The organism is Mycobacteroides sp. LB1, from assembly GCF_013449725.1.
In the GTDB taxonomy this organism is placed as follows: domain Bacteria; phylum Actinomycetota; class Actinomycetes; order Mycobacteriales; family Mycobacteriaceae; genus Mycobacterium.
Genome location: NZ_JACCFF010000002.1, coordinates 153,874 through 173,025, shown reverse-complemented (window position 1 = coordinate 173,025; position 19,152 = coordinate 153,874). Strand labels below are relative to the sequence as shown.

18 protein-coding genes and 1 pseudogene are annotated in these 19,152 nt (G+C 63.5%); 9 read left to right on the top strand and 10 right to left on the bottom strand.

What is annotated here, in order from left to right:
- Positions 1–47 precede the first annotated feature (47 nt).
- The gene (locus MLB1_RS11575) at positions 48–296 is read left to right on the top strand and encodes a nitroreductase family protein (protein WP_180749969.1); all 249 of its coding nucleotides are present in this window, start codon (positions 48–50) and stop codon (positions 294–296) included.
- Here MLB1_RS11575 and MLB1_RS11570 read toward each other — a convergent pair.
- The gene (locus MLB1_RS11570) at positions 280–948 is read right to left on the bottom strand and encodes a response regulator (protein ID WP_180749968.1); all 669 of its coding nucleotides are present in this window, start codon (positions 946–948) and stop codon (positions 280–282) included. The genes MLB1_RS11575 and MLB1_RS11570 overlap by 17 nt on opposite strands.
- Positions 945–2,627: a sensor histidine kinase gene (locus MLB1_RS11565; protein WP_255485828.1), complete on the bottom strand. Its 1,683-nt coding sequence runs from the start codon at positions 2,625–2,627 to the stop codon at positions 945–947. Before MLB1_RS11565 ends, MLB1_RS11570 begins: the two co-directional genes overlap by 4 nt.
- 142 nt (positions 2,628–2,769) lie before the next feature.
- Here MLB1_RS11565 and MLB1_RS11560 point away from each other — a divergent pair, with 142 nt between their 5' ends.
- The 3 genes from MLB1_RS11560 to MLB1_RS11550 are packed head-to-tail and all read left to right on the top strand — an operon-like array spanning position 2,770 to position 5,472.
- A complete protein-coding gene (locus tag MLB1_RS11560; RefSeq protein WP_180749967.1) occupies positions 2,770–3,579 on the top strand; it encodes an ABC transporter ATP-binding protein in 810 nt (269 codons plus the stop codon).
- Positions 3,569–4,435, top strand: a complete 867-nt coding sequence (locus MLB1_RS11555; RefSeq protein WP_180749966.1) for an ABC transporter permease — start codon at positions 3,569–3,571, stop codon at positions 4,433–4,435. The genes MLB1_RS11560 and MLB1_RS11555 overlap by 11 nt, the downstream gene beginning before the upstream one ends.
- Before the next feature lie 2 nt (positions 4,436–4,437).
- On the top strand, positions 4,438–5,472 hold the full coding sequence (locus tag MLB1_RS11550) for an ABC transporter substrate-binding protein (protein ID WP_180749965.1): 1,035 nt from the start codon (positions 4,438–4,440) through the stop codon (positions 5,470–5,472).
- Between the two features lie 3 nt (positions 5,473–5,475).
- Here MLB1_RS11550 and nadC read toward each other — a convergent pair whose 3' ends face one another.
- The 3 genes from nadC to nadA are packed head-to-tail and all read right to left on the bottom strand — an operon-like array spanning position 5,476 to position 8,920.
- Positions 5,476–6,342, bottom strand: a complete 867-nt coding sequence (gene nadC / locus MLB1_RS11545) for a carboxylating nicotinate-nucleotide diphosphorylase (protein WP_180749964.1) — start codon at positions 6,340–6,342, stop codon at positions 5,476–5,478.
- Positions 6,336–7,889: an L-aspartate oxidase gene (locus MLB1_RS11540; protein WP_180749963.1), complete on the bottom strand. Its 1,554-nt coding sequence runs from the start codon at positions 7,887–7,889 to the stop codon at positions 6,336–6,338. Before MLB1_RS11540 ends, nadC begins: the two co-directional genes overlap by 7 nt.
- A 2-nt stretch (positions 7,890–7,891) precedes the next feature.
- On the bottom strand, positions 7,892–8,920 hold the full coding sequence (gene nadA / locus MLB1_RS11535) for a quinolinate synthase NadA (protein WP_180749962.1): 1,029 nt from the start codon (positions 8,918–8,920) through the stop codon (positions 7,892–7,894).
- A gap of 83 nt (positions 8,921–9,003) precedes the next feature.
- Between nadA and MLB1_RS11530 the strand changes: the two genes are divergently transcribed.
- Both MLB1_RS11530 and MLB1_RS11525 read left to right on the top strand, forming a co-directional pair.
- Complete coding sequence (locus tag MLB1_RS11530) at positions 9,004–9,711, top strand: NUDIX domain-containing protein (protein ID WP_180749961.1); 708 nt, start codon at positions 9,004–9,006, stop codon at positions 9,709–9,711.
- Positions 9,712–9,775: 64 nt separating this feature from the next.
- On the top strand, positions 9,776–11,098 hold the full coding sequence (locus tag MLB1_RS11525; RefSeq protein ID WP_180749960.1) for a lipase family protein: 1,323 nt from the start codon (positions 9,776–9,778) through the stop codon (positions 11,096–11,098).
- Between the two features lie 7 nt (positions 11,099–11,105).
- On the opposite strand, the gene MLB1_RS11520 is transcribed toward MLB1_RS11525, so the two are convergent.
- Positions 11,106–11,642, bottom strand: a complete 537-nt coding sequence (locus MLB1_RS11520; protein WP_180749959.1) for a TetR/AcrR family transcriptional regulator — start codon at positions 11,640–11,642, stop codon at positions 11,106–11,108.
- An 81-nt stretch (positions 11,643–11,723) separates the two neighbouring features.
- Between MLB1_RS11520 and MLB1_RS11515 the strand changes: the two genes are divergently transcribed.
- Complete coding sequence (locus tag MLB1_RS11515) at positions 11,724–12,947, top strand: FAD-dependent monooxygenase (RefSeq protein ID WP_180749958.1); 1,224 nt, start codon at positions 11,724–11,726, stop codon at positions 12,945–12,947.
- 144 nt (positions 12,948–13,091) lie between these two features.
- Positions 13,092–14,723 carry a hypothetical protein gene (locus tag MLB1_RS11510; RefSeq protein WP_180749957.1) on the top strand — a complete coding sequence of 544 codons (1,632 nt, stop codon included), beginning with the start codon at positions 13,092–13,094 and terminating at the stop codon, positions 14,721–14,723.
- On the opposite strand, the gene MLB1_RS11505 is transcribed toward MLB1_RS11510, so the two are convergent.
- A complete protein-coding gene (locus MLB1_RS11505; RefSeq protein WP_180749956.1) occupies positions 14,720–15,640 on the bottom strand; it encodes a LysR family transcriptional regulator in 921 nt (306 codons plus the stop codon). The two genes, MLB1_RS11510 and MLB1_RS11505, sit on opposite strands and share 4 nt — an antisense overlap.
- A 6-nt stretch (positions 15,641–15,646) precedes the next feature.
- Between MLB1_RS11505 and MLB1_RS11500 the strand changes: the two are divergent.
- Positions 15,647–17,203, top strand: a pseudogene (locus MLB1_RS11500) (malate:quinone oxidoreductase).
- Here the strand turns inward: MLB1_RS11500 and MLB1_RS11495 are convergent.
- From MLB1_RS11495 to bioB, 3 genes are read right to left on the bottom strand one after another with little or no spacing between them, the layout of a single operon-like run.
- The gene (locus MLB1_RS11495; RefSeq protein ID WP_180749954.1) at positions 17,187–17,894 is read right to left on the bottom strand and encodes a DUF2567 domain-containing protein; all 708 of its coding nucleotides are present in this window, start codon (positions 17,892–17,894) and stop codon (positions 17,187–17,189) included. The pseudogene MLB1_RS11500 and the gene MLB1_RS11495 overlap by 17 nt on opposite strands.
- Positions 17,891–18,118: a hypothetical protein gene (locus MLB1_RS11490; protein ID WP_180749953.1), complete on the bottom strand. Its 228-nt coding sequence runs from the start codon at positions 18,116–18,118 to the stop codon at positions 17,891–17,893. The genes MLB1_RS11495 and MLB1_RS11490 overlap by 4 nt, the downstream gene beginning before the upstream one ends.
- A 17-nt stretch (positions 18,119–18,135) precedes the next feature.
- Complete coding sequence (gene bioB, locus MLB1_RS11485; RefSeq protein WP_180750346.1) at positions 18,136–19,146, bottom strand: biotin synthase BioB; 1,011 nt, start codon at positions 19,144–19,146, stop codon at positions 18,136–18,138.
- Positions 19,147–19,152: the final 6 nt, after the last annotated feature.

The following is a 19,152-nucleotide window of genomic DNA, read 5'->3' as shown; positions in this document are numbered from 1 at the left end:
ATTCATCAGCTGTTGAAATCCTAGGTTGATGATGCCCATACCGTGGCGTGACTGATTTCGAACAGCTGGTCCGCGACCGATCCTCGATCCGTGATTCCCTGCAGACGCCGGTCCCCCGCGACGCCCTGAACGCCGCTCTGGAGACCGCACAGCAGGCGCCATCGAACTCGAATATCCAGCCGTGGCGGGTTGTCATCGCCGAGGGGGTGACGCGGGAGCACCTGAGTGACGCACCGATGAATGCGGTACGCGCCCCACGCGACCCGGTCGGCGCCAACGTCACTTTTCTGGGATAAGAAACTCCTGCTCGGGACGGCCGGCGGTGCCATACCGCAACCGCATCTCCAACTCCGAGCTGCCAACCAGTGAGGCTAGATAGCGTTGCGCCGTCGCGCGGGAAATCCCCACCGCCACCGCGACTTCCGCAGAGGACATGGGGGACGGCGTATTCCCGATGGCCTGCAGGACGATCTGCTTGGTCGGCGACGACGGAGCGGCCGAACGTGGCGCACTTGCGACCGGGCGCAAGGAGTCCAACGCCGAATCCACCTCGGCGGAGCTGAGCTCGTCGCTGCGCAGGATGCTGCGATAACGCGCATAAGCGGTCAGCCGAGCGACCAGCGCGGCATTCCCGAACGGCTTCACCAGGTAGCTCAGCGCGCCCGCGGCCAGCGCCCGCCGGACGGCCTCTCCCTCGACCGCAGCCGACAAGACCATTGCATCACAACGTAATTCGCGCACGAAGTCGATACCAGAGCCGTCAGGCAAATACACGTCGACCAGCGCCAGATCGATATCGGTAGATATCACCGCATCATGCGCCGCTCCCACGGTGTGCGCGATCGCTGCCACCGTGAAACCGGGTATCGCACCGACGATCCCGGCGTGCAGGTTGGCTACTCGAAAGTCGTCGTCGACGATCAGAACCCGCAGCTCGGATTCACTCATTTCGGCTCATTCCCTTCGCCTTCCGCCATTACCGACGGTATCCGCGCGATGAACTCCGCTCCGGGGAGCCCTGGGCCGGCCGCCGATGCCGTGGCCAACCACACGTCACCGCCGAGACCCCGAGCGATCTGACGGGTCAACGCCAGACCCACCCCTCGACCGCCCGGGGCACCACCATCGTCCTTGGTCGAGACGCCCTCGACGAACAGCCCGTCCGCCATGGATTCCGCGACCCCATCCCCACTGTCGGCGACGGTGATATGCAGTGTTGTGCCGTCCTGAACCACCCCGACCTCGACCCTGCGCTGCGAATCCGATCCGGTTCGTGCCGCGTCGATAGCGTTGTCGATCAGGTTGCCCAGCACCGTTGTGACGTCCACCGGTTGCACGAGGGTGCCGGAAACCCAGGTGTTGTCCCCGAGCGTTAGCGTCACACCCGCTTCTCGGGCATTCGCCATTTTCGCAGCGACGAAGGCCTGAAGATATGGATCGCCCAGCGTCTCGATCTCCGGAAGCGCGGCACCCAACGGGCCCGTGCCGAGCAGCTCGTCCAGGTAGTGCGCGGCCTCCTGCGTCCGGTCTCCGTGTACCAATCCACTCAACAGGTGCAGACGGTTCGCGAATTCATGCCGCTGGGCCCGCAGCACGGTGCTCATCGACTGCACCGCGTCCAGTTGTCGGGTCAGCAGTTCCACATCCGTTCGATCGCGCACAGTGAGCACCGCGCCCAACGCACGGCCTGCCCGTGTCACCGCACGCGCCGTGACCACAACGACTCGGTCACCCACTGTCGCCAGGACAGGCGCCGCGGACATTTCGTGAAGCACCGAGAGAACCCTTGGCGTCAAACCGATATCACCTACCTGCCGCCCTGTTGCATCATCCAAACCCAACAGGCGTGCCGCTTCGTCGTTGACGACGGTGGTTCTTCCTTCGACGTCGATGGCCAGTACCCCCTCCCCGATGCCATGCAGAACCGCCGCCTGTTCCCGCACCAGCTCGGTCAGCTCCGCAGGTTCTAGGCCGAGGGTGAGGCGTCTCCACCGGCGCGCAAGCAGTACCGAACCCGCGATTCCAAACAGGAATGCGGCGCCCACGATCCATCCGGCGACCCGCAGATCTAGGAACAAGCGGTCGCGCACCGCCGTCGTAGAGACCCCGACGCTGACCTCTCCCACCACCGCCGATGTACCAGGTTGCCGTACAGGAACTTTGGCGCGTACGGAATCTCCCAAGGTGCCGGCTTCCTCGACAACGACATCGCGCCCGGCCAGGGCGGCCGAAGGGTCGGTGCTTACCGGGTATCCCAGCCGGTCCTCGGTGGGATGGGCCAACCGGATCCCATGCTCGTCGGTGATCACCACGAACAACGCGTCGCTACGCTTTTGCACCGCGCTGGCGATGTGTTGCAACTGGCCGTCCGAAAGCTCATCGGTGAGAACGGAGCCCGATGTGAGCGTGCCCTGTGCATATTCGGTCACCCGGGCACGCACCTCAGGCATCGCGGCGACCGTTCGCGCGATCGCCATTGCCCGCTGCCCGTACTCGGCGGAAAGCCGCCGGTCACCCACCACGGCGAGGACGGCGAACGCCACACCCAGCGCGAGGAAGACGACGGCAACCTGCAGCAGAAGCACTTGCGTACTCAATCGCAGCACGGTGCGCTTCCCGGAACCCATGCGTCAGAGCGTAGGCAGGTCCGTGCGCAGAATGCGCAAAACTGACGAAAAGTGCGATTTGCGCGGGTAGTGCGTACAAGCGGAAAACTGTGACACCCACCACTTATCGTCGGACTCCGGCGGCTAGCGAAGGAGATCTGCAATGGCGCATCCACTCATCGAACTTCGGGGAGCAACCAAACGGTTCCCCTCCAATCGCGGTGACGGCATCCACACCGCGGTCCGCGATCTCGACATCAATATCGACGCCGGGGAATTCGTCGCCGTCGTCGGCCCCACCGGGTGCGGCAAGTCGACCACCCTGTCACTGGTTTCCGGGCTGGAGCCGCCCTCGGCGGGACGTGTCCTGGTGCGCGGCAAGGACGTATCGGGGATTCCTGCAGGAGTCGGCTATATGTTCCAGCAGGATGCCGTGCTGCCCTGGAAGAACGTCATCGATAACGTTGCCCTGGGTCCCCTCTACCGCGGCGTACCAAAGTACGAGGCCCACGAGAAGGCCGCCGCCTGGGTCCGCACCGTCGGCCTCGGCGGGTTCGAGAAGTACTACCCCCACCAACTATCGGGTGGCATGCGCAAGCGTGTGGCGCTGGCACAGACCCTGGTCAACGAGCCCGAAATCCTGCTCATGGATGAGCCATTCAGCGCCCTGGACGTACAGACCCGCCAGCTCATGCAGGACGAACTGCTGCGGGTGTGGTCCGGTACCGGTGCCGCTGCCATCTTCGTCACCCATGACCTTGAAGAGGCGATCGCACTGGCCGACCGAGTGGTGGTGATGACCGCCAGCCCCGCCACGGTGTGCGGAGACTTCCCGATCACGCTGCCGCGCCCCCGGGATGTCGAGGAAGTCCGACTCACCGATGAATTCCGCAGCATCTACCGCGAGATCTGGGAAACACTGCGCGATCACGTGGAGGCCGCCCGCGCGAAGGGAGAAGCCAATGTCGCATAGCCTGCTTGACCTGCCGGTTCTCGAGACCGACGAGTCGATCCTCCAACGTGCACGTAAGAACAAGCGCCGCAGCATGATACGTATCTGGGGACTGCGAACCCTGCTTGTGGTGATCTGGTTGGCCTCGTGGGAGCTCGCGGCCACGGTATGGCTGGACCCGTTCTTCTACTCGAAGCCCTCGCTGATCTGGGCACGATTGGTCGAGTGGTTCACCATCGGAACCCAGTTCGGTTCGGTATGGCTGCAGATCTTCACCACCGTCGAAGAGGCCGTCCTGGGCTTCCTCATCGGCACCGTCGCGGGTGTGACGTTGGGCGTGTTGCTGGGCCGCAGCCGTTACTGGTCGGAGGTACTGGCACCGTTCATCAAGGCGCTCAACGCCGTTCCACGCATCGTCCTTGCCTCCTTGTTCATCATCTGGTTCGGCCTGGGACTGAGCTCCAAGGTCGCCACCGTGGTGGTGCTGGTGTTCTTCGCGGTGTTCTTCAACGCATTCACCGGGGCGCGTGAGGTCGACGGCAATGTGATCAACAATGCCCGAATCCTAGGCGCCAGCCCTACCCGCATCCTGACCTCGATCGTGCTGCCCAGCGCGACAAGCTGGATCCTGTCGAGTCTGCACACCGCATTCGGGTTCGCACTCATCGGCGCAGTCGTCGGTGAATATGCCGGCGCAAGCAAGGGATTGGGCCTGTTGATCAGCAATGCTCAAGGCACGTTCGACTCCGCGGGAATCTATGCGGGCATGATCATCATCACGGTCGTCGCCCTACTCGCCGAATGGCTCATCGGTATCGCCGAATCCCGGTTGCTCAAATGGCGTCCTTCGCAGTCGAACTCGGGCCACGGGGTGTGAAGATGAGAAAACCTGCACTTGTGCTGATTCTCCTCGCCGCGGCGTTCCTCGGTGCCGGATGCCGCGACTCCCGACACATCCCCATGGCCAATGGCAGACCGCAGGTCACCATCATGGTGGGCGGGCTGGAGAAGATCATCTACCTACCGGCGATGCTCACCCAGCAGCTCGGTTACTTCAAGAGCAACGATATCGACGTCACACTGCTCAGCGAGCAGTCCGGGGCCACCGCCGAGACCGCGCTCCTGACCGGTGATGTGCAGGCGGTGGTCGGGTTCTACGACCACACCATCGACCTGCAGGCCAAGGAGCAGTGCATCACCTCGGTGGTTCAGATGGCGGACGTTCCGGGCGAGGTGGAGCTGGTGTCTGCCAAGGACGCCGCCGTCATCACCTCGCCCGCCGACTTCCGCGGCAAGAACCTCGGCGTCACCTCGCTGGGATCTTCCACCGACTTCTTGACGCAGACCCTGGCCGGACAGGCAGCACTGAACACCGCCGACTACAACCGCGTGAAGGTGGGCGCCGGCCAGACATTCATCGCCGGTATGAATCACGACGGAATCGATGCGGGAATGACCACCGATCCAACGGTGGCGCAGATGGTGAACTCGGGCCAGGCGAAGGTCCTCGTCGACATGCGCACCGAAGCTGGGACCCGTAAGGCCCTCGGCGGCCTGTACCCGTCGACTTCCCTCTACATGCGGTGTGACACGGTGCAGGCGCATCCGGAGATCGTGCAGAAGCTGGTGACGTCGTTCGTCCAGACGCTGAGGTGGATCAAACAGCATTCGCCCGCGCAGATCGCGGACAACATGCCACGTCAGTACGCCAGCGCAAACAGGGACCTGTATCTCCAGTCGATCGCCGATTCCATCGGCATGTTCAACGGCGACGGGATGATGAAATCCGAAGGCGCACAAAACGCACTGCGTATTCTTGGCATGTACTCCAAGAACGTGGCTCCCGTGAAGCACCGGATCGACATCAAGGCGACCTACACGACGAAGTTCGCGGAAGCCGCACCCCGAGACTGAGGCTTACATATCCAAACCGATGTCGAGGACTCGCGCGGAGTGCGTCAACGCACCCACCGCCAGGTAGTCGACACCCGTCTTGGCGTACGCGGCAGCGGTTTCCAACGAAAGCCCGCCGGAGGACTCCAACCTGAGCTGTGGTGCGTAGGCGTCCCGGCGCTGCGCCGCCACCTGGGTCTGCCAGACGGGAAAGTTATCAAGAAGCACCAACTCCGCGCCCTCGGTCATCACCTCGTCGAGCTGTTCCAACGAGTCGACCTCGACCTCGACCTCGATATTCGGTGCGACCGCGCGCACGGCCCGCAACGCGGACACCACCGAGCCTGCGGCCGCCACATGGTTGTCTTTGATGAGTGCCGCATCACCGAGGCCCATCCGGTGGTTTACCCCACCTCCGGTGCGGACGGCGTATTTCTGTAGGAGGCGCAGTCCCGGAAGGGTTTTGCGAGTGTCGCGGATCTGCGCAGCCGTACCGTCGACCGCATCAACCCAGGCCGCGGTGGTGGTGGCGATACCCGAGAGGTGGCACACCAGGTTGAGCATGGTGCGCTCGGCAGTCAACAGATCGCGTGTGGGCGCGGTGACTGTGAGCAGTGCCGTTCCGGTACCCACGCGCGCGCCATCCGAGAGACGGCTCTCGACCCGGTAATTCCCGGCGCCGATAACCTCGTCCAGCACGATGAGGGCGATATCGACTCCGGCGATGACCCCGCCTTCACGTGTCACCATCGCTGCGGTGCATTCGGCGTCGACGGGTACGGTCGCCTGGCTCGTGATATCCGGTCCGTAACGCAGATCCTCCACAAGGGCACGCTCTACTATCGAACGCGCTTCGGCGAGTTCGGTTTCCGTCAAATTTCCGATCAACATGGCACCCCAGACGGTAGCGCAACTTCGCAGCCGTCGGCATCAGGCCGCACCGAAAGGCTCACGGCAAAAGCGGGATCGGGGTCCGGCCAGTCCGAGCGGGCGTGACACCCGCGAGATTCCGTGCGCGCCGAGGCGGCAGCGACCACAGCCTGCGCGGTGAGGGTCAGCGCGGCGTCCTCCACATCACGCGGTGTCGAGGTCGGCGCCTCGGCACAGGAGCGTAGTTCGGCGTCGAGCATTCTGAGCCCGTCGCCATCGCGGAGCACTGACGCCCACCGGGTCATTGCCGCCTGGAGCCGCCGACGATCGAGGCGCGGCTGTGCGCGATGGCCTTCCCCGGCAATGGCCGACCGATCAGCCACCTGTGCAGCGGCCTCACCCGCACGCCTGCCCACCACAAGGCCTTCCAATAAGCTGTTGGAAGCCAACCGATTTGCACCGTGCATGCCGGTGCGCGCGACCTCCCCAGCGGCGAACAAGCCGGGCACCGCGGTCTGGCCGTACGCATCGGTGACGACCCCGCCACAACTGTAATGCGCCCCCGGCACCACAGGGATGCGTTGGACGGTCGGATCGATCCCAGCGGCCGCACACGCAGCGGTGATGGTCGGGAATCGGCCGGCGAAGTCGTCGATGGTGCGCGCGTCGAGATAGACGCAACGATCTCCGGTCTCGCGCAGCCGCCGGGCGATTGCACCGGCCACCACATCACGGGGAGCCAGGTCACCCATCGGATGTACCCCGCCGGTTACCGAATCCCCACGCGCATCAACCAGAATGGCGCCCTCCCCGCGGACCGCCTCACTGATGAGCGGTCGGCATCCGGTGGACTGCGGGGTATGCAACATGGTCGGGTGGAACTGGATGAACTCGATATCGGCCACCGGGACACCCGCACGCAACGCCAGCGCGATCCCGTCCCCAGTGGATCCGTCGGGATTGGTGGTTGCCGAATACAGATGCCCGAGACCGCCGGTGGCAAGCACCACGGCGCCGGTACGGATCAGACCCAACCCATCGCCGTTGCCGACGATCACACCGCCCACGCCGCCAGGCCCGGTGAGGACGTCGTACACCACATGACTGCGCCGGATGTCCAGCGTCACCGCGGCGTGATCGAGCGCCCGTTGCACTTCCGCACCGGTCGCATCGCCGCCCGCATGAATGATCCGACGGGTACTGTGCCCGCCCTCGCGCGTCAACGCCCACTGGCCCGAACGTGTTTCGTCGAATCGGGCACCGTCAGCCACCAGGTCGCGCACCGCCCGGTAACCATCCGACACGATCGACCGCACCACATCGGCGTCGCAGAGACCGGCTCCGGCCGCTAGCGTGTCGCGGACATGAGCCTCCACCGAATCGTCGGTGTCGGGTAGCACCACCGCGATACCACCCTGCGCGAAATACGTGGCGGTTGAACCGATTTTGCTCAGCACCACGACCGTCCGGCCGCTTCGGTGCGCAGCCAGCGCGGCCGCCAACCCGGCTACACCCGCACCGACGACGACCACATCGGCATCAGCACTCCAAGTGGTCCCCGCCGGCATCGTCACTCTCCGCCGCCAGGCTGTCCGATCTCGATCATCCGCTGAACACTGCGCCGCGCCAACCGTGCGGTATCCGGATCGACGTGCACCTCATCGCGACCTTCGACGAGGCAGCGCAGCATCGCCGCCGGGGTGATCATCTTCATGTACTTGCATGAGGCCCGGTCGTTGACCGCCAGAAAATTCACGTCGGGTGCCGCCTTACGCAGCTGATGCAGCATGCCAACCTCGGTGGCCACCAGCACTTCTCGTGCACTCGTCGCGCGGGCGGCGTCGAGCATTCCGCCCGTCGAGAGGATCTTCACCCGGTCCTCGGGCACGGCACCCTCACCAGCGAGGTACAGAGCAGATGTCGCGCAACCGCATTCGGGGTGCACGAACAGCTCGGCGTCCGGGTGTGCGCGTGCCTGTCCCGCAAGTTCGTCACCGTTGATTCCAGCGTGCACGTGGCATTCGCCCGCCCAGATGTGCAGGTTTTGGCGGCCGGTCACCCGCCTGACGTGTGCACCCAGGAACTGGTCCGGGCAGAACAGCACCTCGCGGTCCGGGTCGATCGACGCAACCACGTCGACCGCGTTCGAGGAGGTGCAGCAGATATCGGTGAGCGCCTTCACGGCCGCTGTGGTGTTGACGTACGAGACCACGACGGCGTCGGGAAATTCGGCCTTCCAGTCCCGCAGCTCGTCAGCGGTAATGGAGTCGGCAAGCGAGCACCCGGCGCGTTGATCCGGGATGAGCACCGTCTTATCCGGGCTGAGGATCTTGGCCGTCTCGGCCATGAAATGAACACCGCAGAACACGATGGTGTCTTCGGGCGCCTCCGCGGCGATGCGCGAGAGCGCCAGCGAGTCGCCGACATGGTCCGCCACGTCCTGGATTTCCGGGAGCTGGTAGTTGTGCGCAAGCAATGTGGCACCGCGCTGATCGGCCAGCCGGCGCACCTGCTCGGCCCAGCGTGCATCGCCTTCCACGCCGGTGTATCCACCGGGGCCGTCGATCACACCGTCAAGTACCACGTCAGCTGCCGTCATGGCCGCCTCCTCGCGTTCTCGGGTCTCGGTCCGCCGTCGGGCTGGGTTTGGTCGACCGAGGTTTTCGACTTATGATCGAAAACATGGTCCATACTAGCACCGAACACGAAGTGTTAGCCGTGGTGTTCCAAGTACGTCACTTCAGAGACAACACAGCCAGCACAGACAATCCCGAGCTCGCCGTGCTGCTGTGGCAACGTGCACGCGAACCGCACCGCGGTGCCTGGGCACTCCCCGGCGGCCAGGTCCGCACCGACGAGGACCTTCCCTCATCGATTCGGCGACAACTGGCCGAGAAGGTGGACGTGCGTGAGTTAGCACACCTCGAACAACTGGCCGTGTTTTCTGAACCGAACCGCGTGCCCGGTCCACGCACGATTGCCTCGACATTCCTCGGGCTTGTCCCCTTCCCCGCCACCCCCGAGCTGCCCGCCGATACCCAGTGGCATCGAGTGAGCAATCTGCCCGAGATGGCTTTCGATCACCACGTGATGGTCGCGCACGCGCATACCCGCCTGGCGGCTAAAATGTCCTACACGAACATCGGATTTACGTTGGCACCACAGGAATTCACGCTTTCGACACTTCGTGACATCTACTGCGCCACGCTGGGATATCCGGTGGACGCCACCAACCTGCAACGCGTGCTGGTGCGACGCGGGGTGCTCACCCCCACCGGGACCACCGCGCGATCGGGGCGCAGCGGAGGTCGTCCGGCCGCCCTCTATCGATTCACCGATGACCGGTACCGAGTCACCGATGAGTTTGCTGCACTACGCCCTCCCAGCTGACCCGACTAGCCTCTTAAAGTCTCCTTAGGGTATGAATGCCGAGGACCTTGAAGGGAGCGCAGGCATGGCACCCCATGAACTGGCGACATCCGGTGACGTCAAGTGGATCGGCGAGCCGCCCCACCAGGTGATCGAGCGCAGCGGGCGCCCTCTCCTACCCACTGAGGACCCGTTCTATCTCCCGCCGCGCGGATTCGAGCACGCCGCCCCGGGCACGGTGCTGCGCACTCGTGAAGTCGAAATCGCATTCCTCGGCGTGATTCCCCAGCGGTTCACCGCAACACAGCTGCTGCACCGCAGCAATGACCTCAATCGGCACGCGGATGCCGCAGTCACCACCGTGCTCACACCGACTGGCACCGATCCGATGACACCAGTGCCGATCGTGTCGTACCAATGCGCCATCGATGCTGTCACCGACCGCTGTTTTCCCTCGTATGCCTTGCGCCGCGGCGCGCACGCTCTGGGCTCCTTCGCGCAGTTCGAACTGCTACTGATCGCGGCGATCCTCGATCGGGGCTGGGCGGTATCGGTGCCCGATCACGAAGGCGTCGACGGAATCTGGGGTGCACCTGAAGAACCCGGATACCGGACCCTCGACGGAATTCGGGCAGCCCTGAACTGCGACCGGCTCGGCCTGTCCCGACAGGCGCCCATCGGACTGTGGGGCTATTCCGGCGGAGGGCTCGCCACTGCCTGGGCAGCGGAGGTCAGCGCTGATTACGCACCCGATCTCGACATCGTCGGTGCGGTGCTCGGCTCACCCGTGGGCGACTTGGGACATACCTTTCGCCGACTCAACGGTGGACTTTTCGCCGCGCTGCCGGGCCTCGTGGTCACGGCGCTATCGCATGTCTACCCCGGCCTCGAGCGAGTGATCGACGAGCACGCGACACCCCAGGGCAAGGAGTTCCTCGCGCGACTCGAGGAAATGCCGACTTTGAAGGCCATCGTCGCCATGGCCTTCAAAGACATGGACGATCTGGTGGACCAGCCGCTGGACCAGCTCCTCGAGACACCCGAGGTGCAGCATGTCTTCGAGAGCATCAAGCTCGGTAAGACGGTGCCCACCCCGCCTGTCCTCATCATTCAGGCAGCGCATGACGAGATCATCTCGGCGTCGTGCATCGACGAGCTCGCCGATACCTACTGCGGCGGCGGCGCCAACGTCACCTACCACCGCGATCTGCTCAATGAGCACATGCTGCTGCATCCCATGTCCGCGCCCATGTCGCTGGCGTGGTTGGGTGCACGGTTCACCGGTGAAACTCTGCCCTCGGGCCCGCGCCGGACGAGCTGGCCGCTGGCGTTCAAGCCCTCGACCTACTTCGGCCTACTCAAGCTCGGCTGGCTCAGCGCCAAGGTGATCAGCGGACGTTCTCTCTAACGCCCGTTCAGCTTTCCAGCGCGGCAATGGCCGCGTCCACCGCAGCCTTCTTGACCTGCCGATGCGACCGGTCCGCGTACTCGATGGTGCAATCAGATAAGCCGCCGAGCGCAACGGTGGCGCGGATCATCTGCACCACCGACGGCTTACTGCCCGCAAGCAGCGCGATCAGCTTGCGTCGCCATTCGATCATCCACTCGCCCAGTTCGAACTGCCCCATGGTGGCCAAATCACGAACGATGATGCCCATGACCACTCGATGCTTCCACAGCACGTCGAAGTAGCCCTCAAGCAGTTGGCGCGTGTCCCCGGAACCACTGGTGGCCAGAAAGGCATCCAGATCATCCACCATGGGCTGAACGATGCTCCTGACCAGCTCGTCCCGTGATGAGAAGTGGTAGTACAGAGCGGGTTTGGTGATCTCCAGACATGCCGCGATGTCCTGCAGGCTGGTATTGCGCAATCCGCGTTCGGCGAAGAGATCTCGCGCGACCTCCTGGATGCGCTCCCGGGTGTTTGTCGCCACGGATGCTTCTGGGGCCATCTCCCGATGATAGCCCCTGACTTTCCGGTCGGTAAGCAGTATGCTCGATTTTACTTACCGATCGTTAAGTAAGGAGAAGCCATGCGGATACTCATTTCCGGGGCTAGCGTCGCCGGCCCCACACTGGCCTTTTGGCTGGCCCGCTACGGATTTGACGTAGCGGTCGTCGAACGTGCGCCAACGCTCCGGAAGACCGGTGGGCACGCCGTCGATCTCTTCAAGCCGGCCATGGACATTGTCGAGAAGATGGGCGTCCTCGAATCGATTATGGCCCACGAGACAGGCGCCGCGATCATCGCGATGCATCGGGAAGGTCACCCAGGTGTGGTTGAGATCCCCCAAGGAGGGATATTCGCCTCGGTGTCGCAACGTCACGTGGAAATCATGCGCGACGAACTCAGCGAGATCCTTTACAACGCTAGCCTTTCCACTGCGGAGTACATCTTCGATGACTCCATAACCTCGCTATCGCAGGACGGTACCGGAGTCGACGTCACCTTCGAGAAGGGATCCGATCGTCGGTTCGACCTTGTCATCGGCGCAGATGGCTTGCACTCGAACGTTCGGAGCTTGGTCTTTGGCCCCGAATCCACCTACGCACATTGGCTTGGCGAGTACCTGGCAGTCGCATCGATACCCAACTACCTCGGCCTACGCGACCGTTCGTTAATGTCCTTGCAGGTCAACCGGATTGCAGGCATGTATAGCGCCGCCCAGCTTCCCGATGCCCGAGCGATCTTCCTTTTCCGGCCACCCGAACCACTGGAGTACCACCACCGCGATTTCGATCGACAAAAGACGCTCCTACATGCGGTTTACCAGAACTTTGGCTGGGAAGTGCCACGGCTACTCGCCGCGGTCAGCGAGTCCGAAGTGTTCTACATGGACTCCATCACCCAGCTCCGAATGGACACCTGGTCAAAGGGTCGAGTGACACTCGTCGGCGATGCCGGTTACTGCCCCGGCCCTGCGGTGGGTGGCAGCACCAGCCTCGCGGTCGTCGGTGCATATGTGCTGGCTGGAGAAATCGCCACCGCCGCAGGCGATCACACACTGGCCTATCCAGCGTATGAATCCGCGTTGGCCGAATACGTACGGGGCAGTCGCCGAATGGCACTCACCGCAGCCAAGACCATAGTCCCAAGCAGCCGGTTTGGTGTGTGGGCAGTTATACAGGGCGCCCGAGCTATCGGACATTTGCCAGAATCCGTGGCCCACATGCTTTCCCGGGCAGGCTCCACGACGCGATTCAGCATCCACGATAACGTTCATACCAAGGACTATCAGGGCATGCTGCGAAGGTAGCGACGAAAATTGCACCAGCTACACAGCCCTGCAACGCAATTGGACACCATCGTTGTCACATTGCTGGCCGACACCGGGTCACACGGGTTCGCGATTCGTCCGCCGCTGCCACGTACGCTGCTTCGATACCTACAGAGGAGTGAGATGGACCGGACTGCCAATCCATTGTTCAAGGCGGGCATGGCCGCTATCGCCGTTACTACCTTGGTCGTCGCACCGACGGTCATCCGGCCCGCACCGCACGCAATCTCACTGCCCGATATCCGATCCGCTTCGATTCGGCTGAGCTCGTTCGCATTCACGCCGCGGGTCGCCGACACCTCACCGAGCGCGGTCAGGGCGCTGAGATTCGCGCTGCCATCCGTCGCCTCCGAGGCGGCGAACGTGTCGACAAACCCACATGGGCTTGCCCCGATCACCCAGCTCGCACCCTCGGTGTCGCCGCGTACAGCAGCGGCCCAGTCCCCTGCCGCCATCGGTGCGCCGTCGCGATCCGGCATTTCTGCCGCGGTCGCGCCCGTACCCGGTGTCGCGAACTCGATCACCAACGGCATCGATCAGGCCTACCAGTTCATCCAATACTGGGTGGATTACGGCGTAGACCTGGCGCAGTGGGGCGCCGGATTTGTTCCCGTGATCGGCGGACTGGTCAGTGCACAGATCGGCATCGTCTACGACAATCTCGTTCGCCCCATCGCGAACAGCTTCGTCTACAACCTCGTCAACCCGATCATCAACGACCCCAGCTTCTCCAACATCGTCAATTCGTTCGGGCAGTTCGGCGGCGCCATCGTCAACTCCGTCATCAATTTCGCGTGGGCAGAAGCGCGTTATTTCCTGCCGCCACTGCCACCGCTTCCCGGTCTCGCCGCCCAGGCAGCGCCGAACGCCGTCAGCGCTCTGCCCGCCGACATTCATGAGGCATTGGCGCCGATCACCAAGGCCATCAAGGATGCGCAGGCACACTTCGCCGATGCACTGGGTCTGCCCAAACTCGAGCACGCGCTGGTGAGCGCCGAAAAGCCCGCTACCGAAGCAGAAACCACTACAGAACCGGGCACGGAATCTGCGAAGGATTCAACCAAAGAAGACGTTAAGAACACCGCAACGAGTGTCGCTTCCGACACCAGGACACCCTCAGACACTCAGGCCGCGAAGGATTCCGCCGAGGCCACGGCACACGTCAAGGACAAGAACACAGGTGCCGTCGCCAAGGAAGAGAAGACCAAAGAGGCGGACAAAGAGGACGTCAAGGATGCCGCTGCCGACGGTACGCAGAACTCCCCCAAAGACGGCGCACCATCCGGAGCGGTGATTGGCGCGAAGGGATCGCCCGGCGAAACGACCAAGGGCACCACGCCGACGAAAGACACCGGGGATGCTAAGGATTCAGGGAAGGACGCCAAGCCATCCGCCGGAGTCGTGACCAAGGTCAAGCCGAAGGTCCCCGCCCCTAGCACCACTGAGCATGGCACCGTCAGCGCGCAGGGCACCGTCCGCGGTTCAGCGTCACAATCGACGACCGGGCAATCCACTACGGGCAAGAGTGACTCACCCGGGACCACATCGTCCGGGCCCTCTTCGTCAGCGTCCAAATCTTCGGCGGCCACGACGCCGGATACCACGACAAAGGTTTCCGACACGAAGACCTCAGATACGAAGTCAGCGGGCACCACATCAACGCACGACTCTACGAGCAAGCCCTCGGGCGCCGCGAGTAGCTCGCCCAAATCCGGTGGCGACGGTTCCAAGTCGGGAGCGGGCAGCCACGATTAGTCGTTGGTTGTCACTACATTGTTGACGGCGCTCGGCGAGAAGTGTTGGAGTAGAAAGTCGTTCAGTCGACAGGTGGATGCTGCGCGGGTGGTTGTTCCCCACGCCAGAGCGATAGAACGGCGATAACCACTGCCGGCGAGCGGTACTTCGGTAATACCGGGTGGAGTGCGGTCGTCATGAGGCAACAGCGCAATACCAAGGCCACGACTGATGAGTTCACGGATGGTGCCGAATTCGCTGACTTCGATGGCGATATTCGGGGTGTATCCCGCTTCACGGCACCATGTTTCGGTGAGTTGGCGAAGGTTGTAGCTGGGCGGGTTGGCGATGAAGGTTTCGCCCACCAACTCGTCCAGATGTAGTTCGGTGGCGACGGCAAGTCGGTGGTCTGCGGGCACCGCGACATGGATGTGTTGGGTGCCGATTGTGGTGTGGTGCAGGCGCTCGGGTGCCGGAATCACGATGGCCAGGTCGAGGTGGCCGGTCAGCAGCTCTGCGCCGAGTTCGGTGCCGTGTGCCTGCTTGAGGCGTACTCGGATGCCTGGGTGTCGATGCCGGAAGGCGGCGAGAAGGTCGGGGACGTGACCCGAGCCCATCGTGAGGGGGAACCCGAAGCGCACAGTGCCGTGCTCCGGATCCGCGTCGCCGCTGAGCTCGGCAAGTGTCTGGTCTAGTTCGGCAAGTGGTTCACGCGCACGCAAAGCCAGACGTTGCGCCTCGGGTGTGAGGCGCACTGTTCTGCCGTCATGAATGAGCAGTGGCACTCCCAGAGCCGTCTGCAACGCGTGAATCCGTCGACTCATCGATGACTGCGGAATATCGAGTGCGACCGCCGCCTGAGTCATATGCCCGTCATGGGCAGCCAGCTCAACCAGGGCCCGCAACTGTGGTGCGAGCTGCGATGTCCAACTATCCATTATCGGATGCTACTCCTCCAATCATTCATTGGACGGAACGAATGTCGGCGGTAGATGGTGGCTGTATGACCAGATCCCGGAAGGCTCCCCGCGTATCTCACGAAGATGCCGATGTCGTGCTGATCGGCGGCGGCATCATGTCTGCCACCTTGGGCTCGATGCTGTCGATACTGGCACCCGAGTGGCGAATTGTGCTGTTGGAGAGGGCCGATGCGCTGGCCACCGAAAGCAGCGATCCCTGGAACAATGCGGGCACCGGGCACACCGGATTCTGCGAGCTCAACTACATGCCAGATCCCGCAGACGGTGCGAAGCCCACGGCGATCGCTCGACAATTTCATCTCAGCCGCCAGTGGTGGTCCTACCTTGCCGACAACGCGCTGCTGGATCCGGATGCGTACATTCACTCCGCCGCGCATATGGCGGTGGTCTTCGGACGCGACGATGTCGACTATCTGCGACGACGATACGAAACGCTGTCCGCTGATCCGATGTTCACCGGCATGCAGTTCACCGAGGATCCCACCACCATCGACCAATGGGCACCACTGGTGATGCGCGGACGCGTACCGGGTGAGCCCATCGCCGCCACCCACCACCCCGACGGGACTGATATCGACTTCGGTGCGCTCACCCGGGGACTTACTCGGATCATCACCGACCGCGGCGGTCACGTACACCTGGGCCACGAGGTCCGCGCCCTCAACCGGACCGGCAACGGTTCCTGGATCGTGACTGGTCGAAACTGCGACGGCGACTACATGATCCGTGGGCGCACAGTGTTCGTCGGCGCTGGCGGACAGGCGCTGCGATTACTACAACGAGCACGCCTTCCCGAGGTGCGCGGATACGCGGTTTTGCCCGTCGGCGCCGCATTCCTGCGGTGCGAGGACCCCATCGTTGCCGGCCAGCACCGGACCAAGGTGTACGGGCAAGCCCCCGTCGGGGCACCACCGATGTCGGTACCGCACCTAGACAAACGCATTGTCGAGGGTCTGCCGTATCTCATGTTCGGGCCGTATGCGACGTTCAGCACCAGGCTGCTGAAACACGGGCGATGGACCGAGTTCTTCACGACCGTGCGCTGGCACAACGTGCACGTAATCGCGGCCGCACTCATCCAGAATCTGGCACTGATCAGATATCTCATCGCCCAACTCGCGGCGGGCTCACGACAACGGCTAGCGCAGTTGCGTCGGTACTACCCGGACGCCAATCCTGGCGATTGGGAACTTATCCCAGCAGGTCAACGAGCGCAGCTCATTACCCCCGATCCCCGACGTGTCGGAGTGCTTCAACAAGGCACCGAACTCGTCGTCGGCGCCGATGACACCATCGCGGGACTACTCGGTGCATCTCCGGGCGCATCCACCGCAGTCCCCATCATGCTTAACCTCCTGCAACGCTGCTTTCCCGATCAATGGCGGACGTCGTGGCAGACCACGATGATCAAGGCAATCCCCAGCATCGGAGATGTCGACTGGGATACAGCGGCGGTTAGTGATTCAGTTCGGGCGACCGCGCGCTCACTGCACCTCGAAACAACCTAGGCCGTCGAGTTAGCGCCTTCCACGGGCGGCAAGGTCACCGGGGCCCGATAGAGGGGCGTCGGTGCGGGTGGCCAGGCGTCGAGATCGTCACGCGCACAGGCGGCTACACAGAACATGTAGATGACCGCCGCGAGGCACGGGGCCAGCGCGAGCGTGACGGCAATTTGGGTCGGCGTGTGACCGTAGAACACCGCGGGAGCTTCCACGACGTACTTGATCCGGTGCCCCTCTTCGAGCTGAGCGGCTGCGATATCGAATGCGCCATAACGCAATCGGACCAGTGCGGCGCCGACTCCCGCCGCCACCGCCGAGGATGCCAAGGCACCCAAGGTAATCGCACACGCCATCATCGGGCCGCGATGCGCCCTCCATTGCCAGGCGGCAGCCGACACGATTACGGCCACCACCGCGGACATCCCGGTCAGCATGGTGGTGGCAATAAAGAAATTGTCTGCCTGGTTGCCCAGATGCACAAACACCCGGCCGTTATCGCGGGTGTCGGCGATGGCTCCGTGTGCGCCCGGAGCGATTACGCTCCACAACGCCCCCACCAACGCGCCGGCAGCGGTAAGTCCGCCGAAGACGAGTGCTGCGGCGCGAAGATGCGAAAGGCGCGGAGCGGCAGCCTGATCCACGACGCTCATCGGGACCTGATGCTCTTCGCTCGCGCTCATCGAAACCTGATGCTCTTCGCTCGCGCTCATCGCTGCTCGAGCTGCTTGGAGTCCGCCTCGCCGTGACGCGAACATTTGGCGCGCCAGCCGTCGGGACGAACCTGCACGATCATCCGTCGTCCGCATGCCGCACAGAACCGAGGAGGCTCCAAGCCCAACTGTGCGGCCGTCGGCATGGACAACCCGGTCGAGCCCTCGATTTTCGCCCCGGTGTACACGTTGTACTCACCGGCGTTCACCGGTTCGGTACCCATCACATAGAGAGTATTGGTCACAGGCTGCTGTTGAGTGCCTTGATCGGCATCTGCAGATCAACGAGCAGCTCCAGGTCCGCCTCGGCCGGACGGCCCAGTGTCGTCAGGTAGTTGCCGACGATGACGGCGTTGATACCGCCCAGAATGCCCTGCTTGGCGCCCAGATCACCCAGGGTGATCTCACGCCCGCCGGCGAACCGCAGTATGGTTCGCGGCAGCGCCAGACGGAATGCGGCGACGGCACGCAACGCGTCCGAGGCCGGGAGCACCTCCAGATCGCCGAAAGGCGTTCCGGGGCGCGGGTTCAGGAAGTTCAGCGGAACCTCGTCGGGTTCCAGCTCCGCCAGGTTCGCGGCGAATTCGGCGCGCTGCTCCAAGGTTTCACCCATGCCGAGAATGCCGCCGCAGCAGACCTCCATGCCGGCTTCGCGGACCATCCTGAGGGTGTCCCAGCGCTCCTCCCAGCTGTGGGTGGTCACCACATTCGGGAAGTGCGACTTGGCGGTTTCAAGGTTGTGGTTGTACCGGTGCACGCCCATCGCCGACAGGCGGTCTACCTGCTCCTGGGTAAGCATGCCCAGCGAGCAGGCGATCTGGATGTCGACCTCGTTGCGAATGGCTTCGATACCGGCCGCAACCTGAGCGAGCAGCCGCTCGTCGGGTCCGCGGACGGCCGCCACGATGCAGAACTCGGTCGCGCCGGACTTCGCGGTCTGCTTGGCGGCCTCGACCAGGCTCGGAATATCGAGCCAGGCACTGCGTACAGGGGATGCGAATAGACCGGACTGCGAACAGAAATGGCAGTCCTCGGGGCAACCACCGGTTTTGAGGCTGATGATGCCCTCGACCTCGACCTCCGGGCCGCACCACTGCATCCGGACGTCGTGAGCGAGAGCGAGCAGCTCTTCCAGCCGGTCGTCGGGAAGCTGGAGCACCCTCAGCACCTGGTCCTGGGTCAGGCCAACGCCTTGCTCGAGGACCTGCTCACGGGCGATCGCCAGTATGTCGCGGTCGGTACCCTCCGCCACGGTGCC

Bases quoted from the DNA above. Each gene is read 5' to 3' on its own strand.
- MLB1_RS11570 (WP_180749968.1), bottom strand. From the start codon at position 948: ATGAGTGAATCCGAGCTGCGGGTTCTGATCGTCGACGACGACTTTCGA.
- MLB1_RS11555 (WP_180749966.1), top strand. From the start codon at position 3,569: ATGTCGCATAGCCTGCTTGACCTGCCGGTTCTCGAGACCGACGAGTCG.
- MLB1_RS11525 (WP_180749960.1), top strand. From the start codon at position 9,776: ATGGCACCCCATGAACTGGCGACATCCGGTGACGTCAAGTGGATCGGC.
- MLB1_RS11505 (WP_180749956.1), bottom strand. From the start codon at position 15,640: ATGGATAGTTGGACATCGCAGCTCGCACCACAGTTGCGGGCCCTGGTT.
- MLB1_RS11550 (WP_180749965.1), top strand. From the start codon at position 4,438: ATGAGAAAACCTGCACTTGTGCTGATTCTCCTCGCCGCGGCGTTCCTC.
- MLB1_RS11565 (WP_255485828.1), bottom strand. From the start codon at position 2,627: ATGGGTTCCGGGAAGCGCACCGTGCTGCGATTGAGTACGCAAGTGCTT.
- MLB1_RS11510 (WP_180749957.1), top strand. From the start codon at position 13,092: ATGGACCGGACTGCCAATCCATTGTTCAAGGCGGGCATGGCCGCTATC.
- MLB1_RS11540 (WP_180749963.1), bottom strand. From the start codon at position 7,889: ATGCCGGCGGGGACCACTTGGAGTGCTGATGCCGATGTGGTCGTCGTC.
- MLB1_RS11560 (WP_180749967.1), top strand. From the start codon at position 2,770: ATGGCGCATCCACTCATCGAACTTCGGGGAGCAACCAAACGGTTCCCC.
- MLB1_RS11490 (WP_180749953.1), bottom strand. From the start codon at position 18,118: ATGGGTACCGAACCGGTGAACGCCGGTGAGTACAACGTGTACACCGGG.
- nadA (WP_180749962.1), bottom strand. From the start codon at position 8,920: ATGACGGCAGCTGACGTGGTACTTGACGGTGTGATCGACGGCCCCGGT.
- MLB1_RS11495 (WP_180749954.1), bottom strand. From the start codon at position 17,894: ATGAGCGCGAGCGAAGAGCATCAGGTTTCGATGAGCGCGAGCGAAGAG.
- MLB1_RS11520 (WP_180749959.1), bottom strand. From the start codon at position 11,642: ATGGCCCCAGAAGCATCCGTGGCGACAAACACCCGGGAGCGCATCCAG.
- MLB1_RS11530 (WP_180749961.1), top strand. From the start codon at position 9,004: ATGGTCCATACTAGCACCGAACACGAAGTGTTAGCCGTGGTGTTCCAA.
- nadC (WP_180749964.1), bottom strand. From the start codon at position 6,342: ATGTTGATCGGAAATTTGACGGAAACCGAACTCGCCGAAGCGCGTTCG.
- MLB1_RS11515 (WP_180749958.1), top strand. From the start codon at position 11,724: ATGCGGATACTCATTTCCGGGGCTAGCGTCGCCGGCCCCACACTGGCC.